This window comes from Halorubrum trapanicum, from assembly GCF_002355655.1.
Taxonomy (GTDB): Archaea; Halobacteriota; Halobacteria; order Halobacteriales; family Haloferacaceae; genus Halorubrum; species Halorubrum trapanicum_A.
On sequence record NZ_AP017569.1, the window covers coordinates 590,777 to 605,793 of the forward strand.

Genomic DNA, 15,017 nt, shown 5'->3' on the forward strand with positions numbered 1-15,017 from the left:
ACCGAGCGAGAATAAGCGGTTCGGCCTGACGCCGCTGTCCGCCGGCGACGACCGTCGACCGCCGCGGCCCTCACTCAGCCGTCCACGTCGCGGGCGATGTCCGCGAGCGACGACCGCGGGCTCCGATTCGCGTCGTACACGGTCCGCTCGCCGGGGACCCGGAGCCCGTACAGCTCGCCGGGCACCACGACGTCGAGGACGACGCTGTCGCCCGGCTCCCGGCCGTTCGCGTCGAGCCACTCGACCAACCGGTTCGTCCCCTCGCTCGCCTCGCGCGCGAGCCGCCGGTTGTCGAACGCGCCGCGGAGGAGCCGCCCCCGCGAGTCGCTCGCGACCCGCGCGTGGCGCTCCTCGCGGTCGATCGCGACCCGGATCAGGTCCCCCTGGCTCACGCCGAGCGCGTCGCAGGTCCCGGACTCGACGCGGCCGTCGAGCGCGTCGTCGTCGGGGAGCCTGACGCAGGGGCGGCGAGTGCCGCCGCTCCGGGCGAGCGAGACGCGGATCGAAGAGACGTCCTCGCCGTCGGAGGGAACGCGAGGCATCGCGGCGTCGTTACTCGTCGGCCTCGTCGCCATCCGCGTCGCCCTCGCCGAGCGCGGCCGCCACGTCGCCCTCGCCGTCGACGACGCTCGCGTTGATCTGCGCGACGTCGTCGTCGATCTCGCGGCCGCGGACGGTGATGCGCTTGCGCTCGCCCTCTCGGGACGGCTCGAAGCCCACGCCGCCCTCCAAGAGGAGCTCCTTCAGGCGCGTGCCGGAGACGTCCTCGCGCATCGGGCGCCCGGTCTCGTCGGAGCCGCCGGTGAGCTCGATGGTGTGCTCGGAGAGTCCGACGGCGTCGCCGCCGATCTCGTCGCCGAGTTCGCGACCGAGGAATCGGTTGGCGTCCTGTCCGTCGACCTCTCGCTGGAACGTCTCGCCGGTCTCGGGGTCGGCGACGACGACTTTGAATTCGGCCATGCGCGAACCCAGTCCCCCGCGCATAAAAAGCACGTCGAAACGTCGGAACCGCGGGCCGCGACGCGCTCAGGCGTCTTCCCCGTCGACGCGGACGATCTCGCGCTCGCCGTCGCCCCACGGCCCGTCGACGAGCGCGGCCTCGACGGCGCGGGCGACGGCGGTCGGGTCGTCCGGGGCGCCGGCGCCGGCGACGCTCCCGACCGAGTCCGGGTCGAACGCCACGTCGAGCGCGTCGTAGACGGGTTCGGTGACCCGCGCGATCGGCTCGGGGTCGGCCGCCGAGACGACGAGGACCCCCGCGACGAGCGCCGCGTCGGCGCGGACGCGCTGGGCGAGGCCCGCGACCTTGCCGCCGACAGAGGCATCAGTTCTGCCCGCGATCCGAAGCGAGTGGTCCCCCGGACAGAACGCGGCCCGCGGCTCTCCCCGGACCACGTCGGCGCCGAGGTCGCTGAGCGCGTCGCGGAGCGTCTCGGTCGCGGTCTCGTACCGCGAGTCGATCGACCCGCGGCCGTCGCCGGTCGGCACCGCGACGCCGAACGAGAGCGTCGACCCCGTGTACGCGACCGCGCGCCCGCCGACGTCGCGTTCGAGGGGCGGGAACCCCGCCTCCTCGGCCGCCCGCTTCGCCGCCTCGAACCCGGGCTCGCGGGCGTCGCGCCGACCGAACGCGACCTGTCGCGGCGGCGCGGTCACGCGCACGGCCGGGACGCCGTCCGCGGCGGACGCGAGCAGGTCCGCCGTCGGCTCGCGGTCCGCGGCGGGCGTCTCGAACCCGCCCCTGTACACGCGCATGCCGAATCTGACGACGGGGGCGTACAAGCCCTTTGCGTCGGGAGCGGTCGCCCGTCGGCGCGCTGCGAGCCCCGGAGACGAGGCGGCCCGCCGGCCGGCGCGTGACACAACAGTTTTGTCGACCCTGGAAGTGGTTCAGGTATCGATGAGCGACCTCGGCGCGCTGCCGGTCCAAGCGTACCTGACCGCCTGCCTGCTGGCGGGAGGCATCGGGCTCTGGCTCGGCCGGGTCGCGTGGCGCGAGCGCGACGAGCCCGGCGGGATCGAGGTCGCCCTCTACCTGCTGTGCGGCGGCGGCGTCTCCCTCCTGTACGCGCTCCGCGTCGCCGCGCCCGGCGAGGTCGCGATGACGGTCGCGCTCAACCTGGCGACGCCGCTCATGGGCGCGTTACCCGTCCTCTGGATCCTCTTCGCCTTCGCGTTCACCGGGCACGACCGCTGGCGGACGGAGAACCGGATCGTCGCGCTCTCGACCCCGGCGTTCGTCTGGGTCCTCCTCGCGTGGTCGAGCGGCACCCACGGGCTGGCCCGGCGCTCGATCGCCCCCGTCGTCGACGGCCCGTTCACGCTGCTCGGGTACGGGCTCGGCCCCGTCGGGGGCGCGTTCGTCCTCCTCGCGTACGGGCTGTGTATCGCCGGCGCGCTCCTCGTCGTCGACCTCTACGAGCGGACCGGGAACCGCTACCGCCTCCAGACGTTCGTCGTGCTGCTCGGCACGCTGTTCCCGTTCCTGGCTGGCATCGCAACCTTCGTCGACGTCGGGAGCTACGCGCACCTCTCGTGGCTGCCGACCGCGTTCGTGATCCACGGCGTGTTCCTCTACGGCACCGTCTTCTGGCTCGGCACGCTCGACGCCGCGGTCGTCGCGCGCGACACCGCCGTCGAGGTGATGCAAGACCCCGTCATCGTCTCCGGTTCCGACGGCCGCATCCGCGACCTCAATCCCGCCGCCGAGGCGATCCTCCCGCCGGACGCGGTCGGCTCGTCGCTGTCGGAGGCGTTCCCGCGCCTGGAGGTCGGCGACGAACACCCGATCGCCATCGGCGACCGCCGGTTCGACATCCAGGAGAACCCGATAACCGACCCCCGCGGGACCGACCGCGGGCACGTCTTCCTGCTGCGCGACGTCACAGCGCGCGAGCGGCGGCAGACCGAGCTCGAGCGCCGGGAGGCCGAGCTCGAACGGCAGAACGAGCGGCTCGAGGAGTTCGCCGGCGTGGTCTCGCACGACCTCCGGAACCCCCTCGCCGCCGCCTCGGCGGCCGTCGAACTGGCCCGCCAGCGCGGCGACGACCCGGACGGCGCCCTAGAGCGGGCGGCGAACGCCCACGAGCGGATGGACGACATGATCGAGGGGCTGCTCGCGCTGGCGACGGCGGGGGAGACGGTCGACGACCTCGACCGCGTCTCGCTGGACGGCACGGTCAGACGGGTCTGGTCCCGGCTGGAGACCGCGGAGGCGACGCTGACCGTCGAGGGCGACGCGACCGCGCTGGCCGACCGCGACCGCCTCGAACAGCTGGTCTCGAACCTGTTCCGCAACGCGGTCGATCACGCGGGCGAGGACGTCGCCGTCACCGTCACGGTCTCGACGGACGGCGACGCCGTCTCGCTCGCGGTCGGCGACGACGGCCCCGGGATCCCGGCCGACGAGCGCGAGCGCGTCACCGAGCGCGGCGTGTCGCTCGGCGGCGGCACGGGGCTGGGGCTCGCCATCGTCGGCGACATCGTCGAGGCGCACGGGTGGTCGCTCTCGGTCGCCGAGTCCGACGCCGGCGGCGCGCGCTTCGTGATCGAGGGGATGGAGGCGGCGGAGTCGTGACCGAACCGCGGACCGAGGGGCTCGACCCGTCGAACGCGACCGTCGCGCTCCCCGCCGACGTCGTCGAACACTACGAGAAGTTCTCGCGGTTCAACTCCCCGTACCCCGCCCACGACCGCGGGCGGGCGGTCGACCTGTACCCCGGCGACGGCGTCGGGCACTCCCCGGTCGCCGGGGTCGTCCGCGAGGTCCGGACCGTCGGCTGCCCCGACCGTCCGTACGCGGCCGCCGAGGACCACCTGATCGTCGTCGACCTCGACGGCGAGTGGTGCGCCGGCGCCCCCGCCGGCACCGTCGCGCGGATCCTCCACGTGATCCCCGAGGTGAAACCGGGCGACCGGGTCGCCGTCGGCGACGCGCTCGGCCCGACGACCCGCTCCGGCTTCTTCGGCCAGTGGGTCGACGACCACGTCCACCTCGGGTTCCGCCCGCCGAACGCGAATCCCCTCCGCGCGAGCGGGTCGCTCCCGGTCGACGTCGACGCGCCCGTCGAACCGGTCGCGTGGGACGGGACCGGGACCGTCGTCGAGCGGGGTCCGACCCACGTCGTTCTCGACGGCCCGCGCCGCGCGGGCTCGGGTCGGTCCGGTTCTGGCCCGTCGTTCGCTGCGCTCGCGAGCGACGAGGGAGTCCCCCTCGACGGCGGGCTGACGCACTACGCGGGCGGCGGGACGTTCGAGGCAGAGGGTCGGAAGCGCGTATCGGGCGACGCGGCGCGCGCGGCGGACGGGACGACGCTGTCGCTCTTCGAGACCGAGATCGGAACGGTCCGAGCCAGCGACACGGACGCCGGAGCGCCCGGTGTCGAGTGGGCGCCGGTCGACGTCCTCGCGAACGGCGAGCGCGTGACCGGCCTGTCGCTGTTCGCGGCGCGTGGGGACCGGTTCGGGGTCAAGGTCGTCTGTCCCGAACGTGAGTTCGCAATCGGCGAGTCGGTGAGGGTCGACGTCGTCCCGAGCGACGACCCGATCCGGCTCGGCGTCGGGTGAGCGAGATCGTCAATCGGCGGCCGGTTGTCTCGCGTTTCCGGGGGGTACAAACCGTCCCGGGATATTCCCCGGAACATGGACCGCACGGAGATCGCGGCGATGGATCCGCTCCCCGACGGGGCGACGGAGTTCGTCAGGCGGAAGCTGGAGGACGATCACGGCTACCTCTCGTGGCTGAACACGAGGGTGGAGACGATCGAGCGCGGCCGCGTCGTCCTCTCGATCCCCTTCGACGAGAAGCTCACCAACGCCGACGGCCGGACGATCCACGGCGGCGTCGCGGCGACGCTGATCGACACGGCCGGCGGCGTCGCCCAGCGCACGACGTTCGAGGACCCGCTCGACGGCGGCGTCGCGACGGTGAACCTCAACGCGAACTACCTCCGCCCCGCGAACGGCGACCTCCGCGCGGAGGCCGAGGTGGTGCGGGCCGGCGGCTCGATCGGCGTCAGCGAGATGACCGTCACCACCGCCGGGAACGGTGGCGAAGGGGCCCCGGGAGACGACGAGAGCGACGGCGACCGCTCGGAGGTCGTCGTCGGTCAGGGGTCGTTCCGGCTGTTCCGCGAGTAGCCCGGGAGGCCGGCGAGGATCGCGTCGAGGGCGGCCTCGTCGTCGCCGCCCCCGTCTCGACCGTCCAGTGCCGCCGCCAGCGCCGCGACCGGCCCGCGGTCGATGCGGTCGGTGGCCGCCCGCACGACGACCGACTGCTCGCCGAGCGGAACGAACCCGCAGCCGAGCCGCTCGGCCGTCTCGCGGAGGCCGAGCCCGGCGTCGGCGTCGCCGGCGACGACCGCGCGGACCGGGCTCTCGAACCCCTTCGCGGTCCGCTCGTAGCCGTCGATCTCCTCGGCAAGTTCGCGGCGGTCGGCGTCGCGCCCGTCCGCGCGGTCGTCGAGCGCGGCGTCGAGGCTGCGCCGGAGCCCCGAGACGGTCGGACGGTTCCGGAACCGGAGGTCGCGGTCGACGAGGTCCCCGAGCCCCTCGATCCCCTCGGGGTTACCCGACGGAACGGCGAGCCCCCACTCGCGGGTCCAGCCGCCGAGTTCCGCGGCGTCGACGTCGCGGTCGGTCGGCCCCGCGGTCACCGCCACGTCGGGGACGCCGTCGCGGAGTCGGCGGAGCCCCTCGCGCGAGCCGACGGCGAGGTAGCGGGGGTTGTCGAGCCGGTCGAGCAGGCGGTTGAGCGCGGGGTCGTCCTCGCCGACGCCGAGCAGGGTCGGCGGGCGCACGTCCGGCGAGAACAGGTCGACGGAGACCGTCTCGCCGACGTCGAGGTACTCCGTGTCAGGGTCGACCGCGACGACGCCGTCCGCCTCGACGAGGCTCGTGGTCGCGCCCGACCCCTTGTCGACCGGGTAGACGAGCGGGCGGTCGTCGCCCCCCTCCGTCGCGGCCTCGTCGAGGTCGAGCAGGCCGACCGGCATCAGCCGGAGGCGGCCCTCGGCGTACCGCTCCTCGACGCCCATCCGGCCCTCGACGGTCGCCGTCGCCGGCTCGGGCTGCCCGGCGGCCTCGCGGATCGCGGGCGCGACGAACGTCCGGAAGATGGTGAGCGCCGACACCGGGTAGCCGGGAAGGCCGATGTATGCGGACTCGCTCCCACGGGAGTCGTCCGCCTCTTCGGTACGGTCCAGCCGCCCGACGAGCATCGGCTTGCCGGGCTTGACGGCGACACCGTGGAGGAGCAGTTCGCCGCGCGCCTCTATCACGCGGTAGATGACGTCGACCGCGCTCGCCGAGGTCGACCCCGAGGAGAGAACGAGGTCGCACTCGTCGGCCGCCCGGCGGAGCAGGCGTTCCATCTCCTCGTAGTCGTCGCCGGCGTGCGGGTACAGCACCGGCTCGCCGCCCGCCTCCTCGACGCCGGCCGCGATCGTCGTCGAGTTCACGTCGTATATCTCGCCGCGGTCCGGGTCGAGTTCGTCGCCCGGCCGCACGAGCTCGTCGCCCGTCGAGACGATGCCGACGCGCGGGCGCCCCTCGACCGGGACCTCGTCGACGCCGAGCGCCGAAAGCAGGCCGATCTCGCGGGGCGTCAGCCGCGTTCCCGGACCGAGCGCGCGGGCGCCGGCCGCGATGTCCGTCCCCGCGGTCATCACGTTGTCGCCCGGCGCGACCGAGGTTCGGAACGCGATCCGCGGGGAGCCCTCAGTGTCGCCGTGGCCCTCGCCGACCTCGTCCGTCCGCTCGACCATCACGACCGCGTCCGCGCCGTCGGGCATCACCGCGCCCGTCGATATCTCGGCGCAGGTGCCCGGTTCGACCGTCACGTCTGGCGCCGCGCCCGCGTGGACCGCGCCGACGAGGTCGAGCTCGGCGGGGTCGGCCTCGTCCGCGCCGAAGGTGTCGCGGGCCCGAACCGCGTAGCCGTCCATCGAGGCGCGGTCGAAGCCGGGCACGTCGATGGCGGCGTCGATCCGCTCGGCGAGGACGCGCCCGCGGGCCTCCCGCAGCGGGACCGTCTCGGGCGCCGGCGAGAGGTCGAGCGACGCGATCGCTTCTCGCGCGGCCTCCGGCGTCGCGAGGTCGCGGAACTCCTTGCGGTCGCTCATTCGGTCACCTCCCAGAGTTCGACGTCGACCGCCTCGCCCGCGTCGAGTCCCTCCCGCGGCTCGGGGACGACGACCCAGCCGTCGGCGAGCGCGACGCTTGAGAGGATACCGGAGCCGCTCGCGCGCGTCGGCGTCGCGGTCGGGAGCGCGTCGGCGCTCTCGTCGTCGTCTCCGTCGCTCTCGTCGGCTTCCCCGTCGGTTTCGTCGTCCGACTCCGAGAGCGTCACCCGCGCGAACGTCCGCACGCCGGGCTCGCTCGCGACCTTCCGGGCGAGCGTCGCGCGCCGCGTCGGGAACGGCTCGGCGTCGGTCCCGGCCGCGCGTTTCAGGGCGGGCCGGAGGAACTGCGCCGCGTTGACGATACACGCGACCGGATAGCCCGGGAGCGAGACGATCGGCGTCCCCTCGGCCGCCCCGAGGCAGACCGGGTGGCCGGGCTTCAGGGCGACGCCGTGGACCAGCACCTCGCCGAGGCCGTCGACGACCTCGGGGATCAAGTCCCGCTCGCCCACCGAGGAGCCGCCGGTGGTGACGACCACGTCGGCGTCGAGGTCGGCCGCGACCGCCTCCCGGAGCGCCTCCGGGTCGTCGGTGACCACGTCGCGGTAGCGCGCCTCGCCGCCCCAGCGCTCGACGAGCCGCGAGACCGTGAGCCCGTTCGTCTCGATCACCTCGCCCGGGCCGGGGTCGGACTCGACTAACTCCTCGCCGGTCGGAATGACGGCGACCTCGGGCGGCTCGCGGACCGAGACGCGGTCGAGGCCGACCGAGCGCAGGAGCCCGAGGTCGGAGGGGCGCAGGACGTGGCCGGGCTCGTACAGCCGCTGGCCGTCGGCGACGTCCTCGCCGGCCTCGCCGACGTTCTCGCCGGTCGCGACCGCGTCGAACACCTCCACCTCGTCGCCGACCTCCTCGACTTGTTCGATCATCACGACCGCGTCCGCGCCCTCGGGCACCGCGCTGCCGGTGTGGACGCGGGCGGCCTCGCCGGGCGTGACCGCGTCGGCCTCGGCCTCGGCGGACTTCGCCGCGAGGACCGCGGGCGAGCGGTCGCCCGCGCCGAAGGTGTCGCTGGCGCGGACCGCGTACCCGTCCATCGCGGCGCGATCGTACCCCGGCACCGGCGCGGGCGCGTCGATCGGTTCGGCGACGACGCGGCCGTCCGCCGCCTCGACCGGGACCGACTCCGTCCGGTCGTGGGGCGTGACGGCGTCGAGCAGCGTCGCCCTCGCGTCCGCGACCCGGGTCCGCCGCTTGAACCCGGACTCGCGTCTGTCGTGGCTCATGGGAATCCATTCGCGGCCGCGGGCAAAAACCCCGTTCTCCGCGGGCGCCGCGCCTCGGTCTCGGTTCCTCAGGCGAACCAGGAGAGGAGCCGCCGGGTGCGGTGAACCGACTGAAGCGCGGCGACCTTCGCGGCGACGGCGCCGTCGACCGCGGTCCGCTTGGTGGCTCGCGCGCCGCGGGCCGCGCCGGTTCGCGCGTAGTACGCAGACCGGCGCCCGGCCGCGCCGACGTAGTGTTTCGCGGCCATCCGGATCGGCGCGCGGCGCCCCTCGACGGTCGTCGTGCCGCGGCGGATCGCCGCCAGCACGTCGTCGGCGGTGACCTCATGAACGGACTCGGCGCCCTCGACCGTCAGCTCCGTGAACGCCCGGCCGACGTACTGGAGGTGGTGCGCGTCGCTCGCGGCGATTCCGGGGTAGCCGTGTTCGGCAGCGAAGCGCCGCGCGCGACGGTTCCGGTACCCCGTGAACAGCCACGCGTTGAACACCTCGATCGCGTCGACTTCGGCGACCGGCGCGGCGGGGTCCGGATTCGGGTCCGGGTCCGTTTCGACCTCTCCGGCTTCGGGGGCGCCGTCCGCCGCGACGGGCTCGTCCGCGTCCGCGTCCGGCCCGGGCGTCGGGATGTTGCGCTGGCGGACGCCGTGGCGCGAGCGCTGGAACGGGTGCGGGACGACGGCGACCCCGCCGCGGTCGCGGATCCAGCTGACCGTCTCGGCGTAGGGGCGGCCGCGGGGCGGCATCCGCTCGACGCCGATCGCCAGCAGGTGGCCGTGCGCGGTCGACACCTCCACGCCGGGGATGCCGATCAGCCCGTACTCGGGCGCGATCTCGGCCGCTCGCTTCGACTCCCGGATCACGTCGTGGTCGGTGATGACGACCGCGTCGAGCCCGATCTCGGCCGCGTGTTCGAGAATCAGCTCGACCGGCTCGTGGCCGTCGTAGCTCCCCTCGGAGTGGACGTGCGGGTCGATGCTGACGGTGACGCGGGACACGCCCGAACTACGCGGCGGGAGATATATAAATGGGCGAGCGACGGCCGTCGGACAAGTCGGGAAATCGATTCGCGACCGCTTATAAATAACAGGCGGTGGCGCGCGCCTGCGAGGCCGCCCCGCGGCCGAGCAGCGTCGCGCGAGGGAGTCAGTCGCCGGAGCGGAGCGACGGCGACTGACGAGGCTGGGGAGGCGTGAGGTGCTGTGCGGAGCGGTGCGGGGTGGGACTCAAAGGGGCAGTCGCGAGGCGGGCGCAGGCGACGTAAGCACTGGAGGGAGCGAACGGAGTGAGCGACCGAAGCGCGCAGCGAGCGTGCGCCCGCCTCGCGACTGGGGCTTTGGAAGTGTTCGCCGTCGATCCGTTGTCAGCCATTTATAAGCGAGCAACTGGGCATTTGGAAGTGTTCGCCGTCGATCCGTTGTCAGCCATTTATAAGCGAGCAACTGGGCATTTGGCGGTGTTCGCCGTCGATCCGTAGTCAGCCATTTATAAGTGAGCGACTGAGGCGGTGGCGGTGTAATCCGCCGACCCGTCATCGGCTATTTATAAGCGAATGGAGCCACGGCCGATTCAGCCGAACAGTCCCTTGATCTTGTCGACGACCGAGCCGTCCTCGTCCTCCGACTCGGCCTCCTTCCGCTGCTGTTCGCGAAGCTCGCGGAGCTTCGCGGCCTGGTCGTCGGTGCCCTGCCCGCTATCGGTCTTCGCCTCACCGCCCTGGAGACCTTTTAACTCCGACACCGCGTCGTTGACTGTGCCGGAGGTCGTCCGCGTCTCGGTCGCGGACCCGGCGAGCTTCTCGGTATCGACGTCGGCCTCGTCGACCGCGCTCGTGTTCAGCTCCAGCCGGCGCGTCTCGGAGCGCTCGACGCCGCCCCACGTCAGCTCCGCGTCCTCCAGCTCGCGCTCGATGTCCGCGCGGACCGACTCCTCGGTGACCTCCTCGCCGCCGGCCCCCGACGCTCCCGAACCCGACGCGCCCCCCGCGTCCGCGGCGCCGCCTCCGGTGCCCGTACCGCCCGCCGCGCCGCTCGCGACCGCGCCGCCCGTCGCGCGCTCGACCCGGTGGGCGACCAGGGCGCCGCCGGTCGCGCCGATGACCGCCACCAGCCCGAGCGTGTACAGGGCGACGATCTGCGCGCTGTAGTCGGGGTTGACGACGACGTTCCAGTTGTGCGGGTACGCCCAGGTGAACGCGCCCGTCCCGACGAGCGTGACCGCGATCCCGGCGCCCGCGAGGTACAGCATCCGCCGGTCCACCGGCAGGAGGACGACGATGCCGAAAAGCAGCGCCGGGAGGCCGACCGCGCCCGCGACCGCGGCGACCTCTTGGACCGCGTACGTCGAGAGCGCGGTCGGGTCGAGCGTCGCGCTGTAGAGGAACACGACGACCCCGATCACTCCGAGCGCGATGCCGGCGAAGAACAGCCCGAAGCCGGCGTACACGTCGATCGTCCGGTCCGGGTCGCCGACGTAGCGACGGTAGTACTCGATGAGGACGTTCTCGGCGTCCGCTTCGCTCATATCCGAACGTTTCCGCCGAGTGTAATGACTGTTACCCCGGCCGCGCGGTCGGGGCACGCCGTTCGCGACCGAACTGCTCACCCGACCCGTGCGTTTTTCACCGCGGGCGACGAGGTTCCACGCGAGAATCCGTGTCGCACGAGTGCCCCCGCTGCGGCGCCGAGCTGTCGTCGCTGTCGCTCGGGGCCGCCACCGCCGTCGCCTGCGACGACTGCGGCTACGCCGACGTCGAGGCCGACCACTCCGGCGAGCCGGAGTTCGCCGAGAGCTGGGCGGACGCGCTCGCGCGCTTCGAGGAGAACCGGTAGCCGCCCGAGGCACAGCCCCCCCGATCCACACCATGCCAACGCTCGACATCACCGACGACCACGCGGACCGGATCGAAGCGCTCCGCGAGGAGCTGGCCGCGGCCCACGCGGGCCCGTACGCCTCCGTCGACCGCGAGGACGCGCTCGCGTACCTGCTCGACCTCGCGGACGCCGTCGACGACCCCGACCGCGTCGCGGCGCCGGCGAGCGACGGCGGCGACGAGACGACCGACGCCGTGGGCGACGCGGCGGCGGCCGGCGCGGCGGCGGCCGACGCGGCCCCGTTCGACCGCGACCGCGCCCGCGAACTCCTCGCGGCGCGGAACAGACGGCACGGCGACCCCGACCCGGACGACCCGATGGACCTGTCCGACGTCGCCGCCGCGTTCGACGTCACCGGGCGCAGCGAGATGACGAAAGACGAGCTCGTCGACGCGATCCTCGACGCCGCCGAGGCGCTGGCCGCCGACCCGTTCGCGCGCGTCGACGTCGACCTCGACGCGGCCGAGTCCGCGAATGAGCCGGTCGGAGACGACGCCGCCAACGAAGACGACTCGGTCGAGGACGAAGCGAGCGAAGGTGACACCGGTGGGGACACTACCGGAAGCGACGACGGCGGCGCCGGCCAGCTGGACGCGATGATGAGCCTCCTCGACACCCACGGCGACAAGTGGCGGGAGGCGGACGGCGACGCGCGGTACGAGGTCGACCTCCCGGACGGGGGCGTCGAGACGGCGCGGACGAAAGACGACGTGCGCGCGCTGCTGTTCAAGAACTACTGACGACGACCACACAGACCCATGGGATTCATCGACGCGGTCCGCGCGTGGCTCTTCGGCGCGGACGACGAGGCGGACGACGCGGCCGAACCGGGCGGCGAGGCCGGCGAACCGGGCGGCGAGGCTGACGCAGGCGACGCCGACGAACCGGGCGGGGACACGACCGACGGCGACGAGCCCGACGGGCTCGACCCCGCGGCCGCCACCGAGACGCGAACCGCGACCGCCACCGACGACGCGGTCGACGCGCTCCGCGACGTCCGGAGGTCGCACGAGACGGCCGACTCGCAGGAGAAAGACGACGGGAACCCCGCGGGAGCGTCAGACGACGACCGCACGCGGCCGCCGGACGACGACCGCCCGAAGTCGTCCGGCGACGACGGTACCAACCGTTAGGTGCCCGGAGGCGAACAAGGGAGTATGACAGACGCGGACGCGCCCGGCGGCGCCGGCGAGTTTCAGGACCTCGAGGACCTCCCCGAGGACCCGACCGATCGGGAGTACGTGGAGCGAACCATCAGGCTCTCCGAGGAGGCGGTGGAGGCCGGCAACACGCCGTTCGGCGCGCTGCTCGTCGTCGACGGCGAGGTCGTCGGCGAGGCGCGCAACGAGACGCGGACCGAGGGCGACGTGGCGGCGCACCCCGAGCTGACGCTCGCGCGCTGGGCCGCGCGCGAACTCGACGCCGACGAGCTCGCGGACTGTACGATGTACGCCAGCACGGAGCCGTGTCCGATGTGCGCGACCGCGATCCACTACGCGGGGATCGGGCGGGTCGTCTTCGGCGTCGACGGCGAGACGCTCGGCGAACTCTCCGGCGACGTGGTGCCGATCCCCCTCGAAGAGGTGATCCGGCGCGCCGACGGCGACACGACCGTCGAGGGCCCGATCGCCGTCGACGCCGCGATGGCGGTCCACGACGACTTCTTCCGCGAGCCGTGACGACCGGATCGAACACCAGGTCAGGATCGGGGCCCGACGCCGGGGCCGAGGCGGAGCCCGACGACGGTATCCGCGGCGACGGCATCCGCGACGACGGCACCCCCGCGGTCCTCTCCGTCGGCGCCGCGGCCATCGACGAGTGGTACGCGATCAGCAACCTCCCCGAGCCGGACGGCGGCGCGTTCGCTCACGAGGTGACCTCCGCGTTCGGCGGCGTCGGCGCGAACGTCGCGGTCGCGCTCGACCGCCTCGGGCGCGACGCCGGCCTCGTCAGCCGCGTCGGCGACGACGAGTACGGCCGGCGCGCGCTGGCGTACCTCGACGAGACCGGCGTCGACGGGACCCACGTCGCGGTCGGCGACGACCCCCACACGCGCTCGCTCATCCTCCGCGACCCCGACGGGGAGCGCGCCATCGTCACCGCGGGCGAGAGCTTCCGCGGCCTCCGGCTCGGCGACGACGCGCTCGCGGCGATGGCCGACGCCGACGCCGTCTTCCTCACCGCCTACGCCCCCGACCGCGCGGCGCGGCGGGTGCTCGACCGCGTCGAGTCGCTCCGGGAGAGCGCGGCCGACTCGGGCGCAACCCCGCCCGCGCTGATCTTCGACCTCTCCGGGTCCGTCGAGGAGCTGGTCGGACGCGGGACGGAACCGGCGACGATCCACCGGTTCCTCCACCGGGCCGACCTGTTCGTCGCCGACGGGGTCGCCGCCCCGGCGTTCTTCGGCTCGGCGAAGGCGGCGGTCGGGCGGATCGCGGACGCGCAGCGCCGAGCGGTCGCGTCCGACGCGGGATCCGACGCGGCGTCCGCATCGCGGTCGCGACGCGGGCCGACGTGGCCTCGCGCCGTCCTCACGCACGGCGCGGACGGGATGACGGCGGTCGCCGGCGGCGAGGCGACCGAGTTCGACGCGTTCGACGTCGAGACGGTCGACGCGACCGGCGCCGGCGACGCGTTCACCGCCGGGCTGATCGACCGGTGGATCGCGGGACGGTCACCGGAGGCGTCCGGGGAGCCGGACGGCGACGGCGACCGCGACGGCGGCCGCGACGAGGTCGCCTCCGGCGTCAGGTTCGCGGCCGCGGTCGCGGCGATCAACTGTACGAGCCGGTTCACGCAGCCGGGGCTCCCGACGCGGTGCGAGGTCGAGTCGTTCCTCGCGGAGCGCGGGTTCGGGACCGACTGAAATCGACGAACGGAACGGAGCCGACGAGGTCACCGCACCGCGTCGGCGGCCGCGACGAGGTCCGCAACGCGGTCGGCGTCGACCGGGGCCGTCGTCTCGCCGCCGTCCTTGAGCGCGGTGCCGACGATGGCGCCATCCGCGACGCCGAGCAGGTCGGCGACCGTCTCCGGCGTGACGCCGCTGCCGACGAGGACGGGCGTGTCGAGGCCGTGGCGGTCGCGCTCGGCGACGACCGCTTCCAGCGCGTCCGCGTCGACCGCCTCGCCGGTCCCGGGTCCGGAGGCGATGACGGCGTCGGCGAGGCCGCGCTCGGCCGTGTCTGCGAACGACTCGGCGGTGTATCCCGCCGGGGTCAGCGGCGCGGAGTGTTTCACGTCGGTGTCGGCGAAGACGCCGACGTCGACGCCGAGGCGGTCGCGGAGGCGGAGCGTCTCGTGGGCGCGCCCTTGGACGATCCCCTGGTCGGTCACCCGGGCGCCGGTGTGGACGTTCACGCGGACGAAGTCGGCGCCGACCGCGGCGGCGACCGAGAGCGCGGCCTCGGCGTCGTTTCTGAGGACGTTGATCCCGAGCGGGAGGTCCGTCTCGTCGGCGACCGCGGTCGCGGCGCGCGTCACGCCCGCGACGACGTGGGGCGGGACCTCGTCGGGGTAGAACGGCGCGTCGCCGAAGTTCTCGATCACGATCCCGTCGACGCCGCCGCGGTCGAGCGCCCGCGCGTCGCTCGCGGCCCGGTCGACCGCCGCGCGCATCGCCTCGCGCCCGTCGTCGGGCGCTCGCGGGGCCCCGGGGAGCGGCGGGAGGTGGACCATGCCGAGCAGCGGCGCGGCCGTGCCGAAGGTGGACTCGAACTCCATCGATGGGGCCGAGGAGA

The 15,017-nt window shown here is 73.9% G+C and carries 16 protein-coding genes; 8 read left to right on the forward strand and 8 right to left on the reverse strand.

Annotated features, from left to right (window positions below):
- Nucleotides 1-74: 74 nt before the first annotated feature.
- The 3 genes from CPZ01_RS02895 to CPZ01_RS02905 form a co-directional block, all read right to left on the reverse strand.
- On the reverse strand, nucleotides 75-542 hold the full coding sequence (locus CPZ01_RS02895; RefSeq protein ID WP_096396106.1) for a DUF7112 family protein: 468 nt from the start codon (nucleotides 540-542) through the stop codon (nucleotides 75-77).
- Nucleotides 543-552: 10 nt separating this feature from the next.
- The gene (locus CPZ01_RS02900) at nucleotides 553-960 is read right to left on the reverse strand and encodes a 30S ribosomal protein S6e (RefSeq protein WP_096393348.1); all 408 of its coding nucleotides are present in this window, start codon (nucleotides 958-960) and stop codon (nucleotides 553-555) included.
- A 66-nt stretch (nucleotides 961-1,026) separates the two neighbouring features.
- A complete protein-coding gene (locus tag CPZ01_RS02905; RefSeq protein ID WP_096393349.1) occupies nucleotides 1,027-1,755 on the reverse strand; it encodes a lipoyl protein ligase domain-containing protein in 729 nt (242 codons plus the stop codon).
- Between the two features lie 145 nt (nucleotides 1,756-1,900).
- Here CPZ01_RS02905 and CPZ01_RS02910 point away from each other — a divergent pair, with 145 nt between their 5' ends.
- The 3 genes from CPZ01_RS02910 (at nucleotide 1,901) to CPZ01_RS02920 (ending at nucleotide 5,139) form a co-directional block, all read left to right on the forward strand.
- Nucleotides 1,901-3,577, forward strand: coding sequence for a sensor histidine kinase (locus CPZ01_RS02910; protein WP_096393350.1), 1,677 nt, complete (start codon nucleotides 1,901-1,903; stop codon nucleotides 3,575-3,577).
- On the forward strand, nucleotides 3,574-4,566 hold the full coding sequence (locus CPZ01_RS02915) for a hypothetical protein (RefSeq protein ID WP_096393351.1): 993 nt from the start codon (nucleotides 3,574-3,576) through the stop codon (nucleotides 4,564-4,566). Before CPZ01_RS02910 ends, CPZ01_RS02915 begins: the two co-directional genes overlap by 4 nt.
- Nucleotides 4,567-4,641: 75 nt before the next feature.
- Nucleotides 4,642-5,139, forward strand: coding sequence for a PaaI family thioesterase (locus CPZ01_RS02920; protein ID WP_096393352.1), 498 nt, complete (start codon nucleotides 4,642-4,644; stop codon nucleotides 5,137-5,139).
- Here CPZ01_RS02920 and CPZ01_RS02925 read toward each other — a convergent pair.
- The 4 genes from CPZ01_RS02925 to CPZ01_RS02945 all read right to left on the reverse strand — a co-directional run bounded on the left by CPZ01_RS02925 (nucleotide 5,109) and on the right by CPZ01_RS02945 (nucleotide 10,927).
- Nucleotides 5,109-7,121 (reverse strand): molybdopterin biosynthesis protein, encoded by a 2,013-nt coding sequence (locus CPZ01_RS02925; RefSeq protein ID WP_096393353.1) that lies wholly within the window; start codon nucleotides 7,119-7,121, stop codon nucleotides 5,109-5,111. The two genes, CPZ01_RS02920 and CPZ01_RS02925, sit on opposite strands and share 31 nt — an antisense overlap.
- A complete protein-coding gene (locus CPZ01_RS02930) occupies nucleotides 7,118-8,407 on the reverse strand; it encodes a molybdopterin molybdotransferase MoeA (RefSeq protein WP_096393354.1) in 1,290 nt (429 codons plus the stop codon). Before CPZ01_RS02930 ends, CPZ01_RS02925 begins: the two co-directional genes overlap by 4 nt.
- A gap of 68 nt (nucleotides 8,408-8,475) precedes the next feature.
- Nucleotides 8,476-9,402, reverse strand: a complete 927-nt coding sequence (locus CPZ01_RS02935) for a CehA/McbA family metallohydrolase (protein WP_096393355.1) — start codon at nucleotides 9,400-9,402, stop codon at nucleotides 8,476-8,478.
- A gap of 571 nt (nucleotides 9,403-9,973) precedes the next feature.
- Entirely contained in the window at nucleotides 9,974-10,927 is a 954-nt protein-coding gene (locus CPZ01_RS02945) for a cell division protein CdpA domain-containing protein (RefSeq protein ID WP_096393357.1), read from the reverse strand.
- A 131-nt stretch (nucleotides 10,928-11,058) separates the two neighbouring features.
- Between CPZ01_RS02945 and CPZ01_RS15330 the strand changes: the two genes are divergently transcribed.
- The 5 genes from CPZ01_RS15330 to CPZ01_RS02965 all read left to right on the forward strand — a co-directional run bounded on the left by CPZ01_RS15330 (nucleotide 11,059) and on the right by CPZ01_RS02965 (nucleotide 14,143).
- Nucleotides 11,059-11,235, forward strand: a complete 177-nt coding sequence (locus CPZ01_RS15330) for a hypothetical protein (protein ID WP_172863923.1) — start codon at nucleotides 11,059-11,061, stop codon at nucleotides 11,233-11,235.
- A gap of 32 nt (nucleotides 11,236-11,267) precedes the next feature.
- Nucleotides 11,268-12,017, forward strand: a complete 750-nt coding sequence (locus CPZ01_RS02950; protein WP_096393358.1) for a hypothetical protein — start codon at nucleotides 11,268-11,270, stop codon at nucleotides 12,015-12,017.
- A gap of 18 nt (nucleotides 12,018-12,035) precedes the next feature.
- Nucleotides 12,036-12,410, forward strand: coding sequence for a hypothetical protein (locus tag CPZ01_RS02955; RefSeq protein ID WP_096393359.1), 375 nt, complete (start codon nucleotides 12,036-12,038; stop codon nucleotides 12,408-12,410).
- A 24-nt stretch (nucleotides 12,411-12,434) separates the two neighbouring features.
- Entirely contained in the window at nucleotides 12,435-12,956 is a 522-nt protein-coding gene (locus tag CPZ01_RS02960; protein WP_096393360.1) for a nucleoside deaminase, read from the forward strand.
- Between the two features lie 68 nt (nucleotides 12,957-13,024).
- Entirely contained in the window at nucleotides 13,025-14,143 is a 1,119-nt protein-coding gene (locus CPZ01_RS02965; RefSeq protein WP_096396108.1) for a carbohydrate kinase family protein, read from the forward strand.
- A 29-nt stretch (nucleotides 14,144-14,172) separates the two neighbouring features.
- Here the strand turns inward: CPZ01_RS02965 and CPZ01_RS02970 are convergent, their stop codons facing one another.
- A complete protein-coding gene (locus CPZ01_RS02970) occupies nucleotides 14,173-15,000 on the reverse strand; it encodes a BtpA/SgcQ family protein (protein ID WP_096393361.1) in 828 nt (275 codons plus the stop codon).
- Between the last annotated feature and the right edge of the window lie 17 nt (nucleotides 15,001-15,017).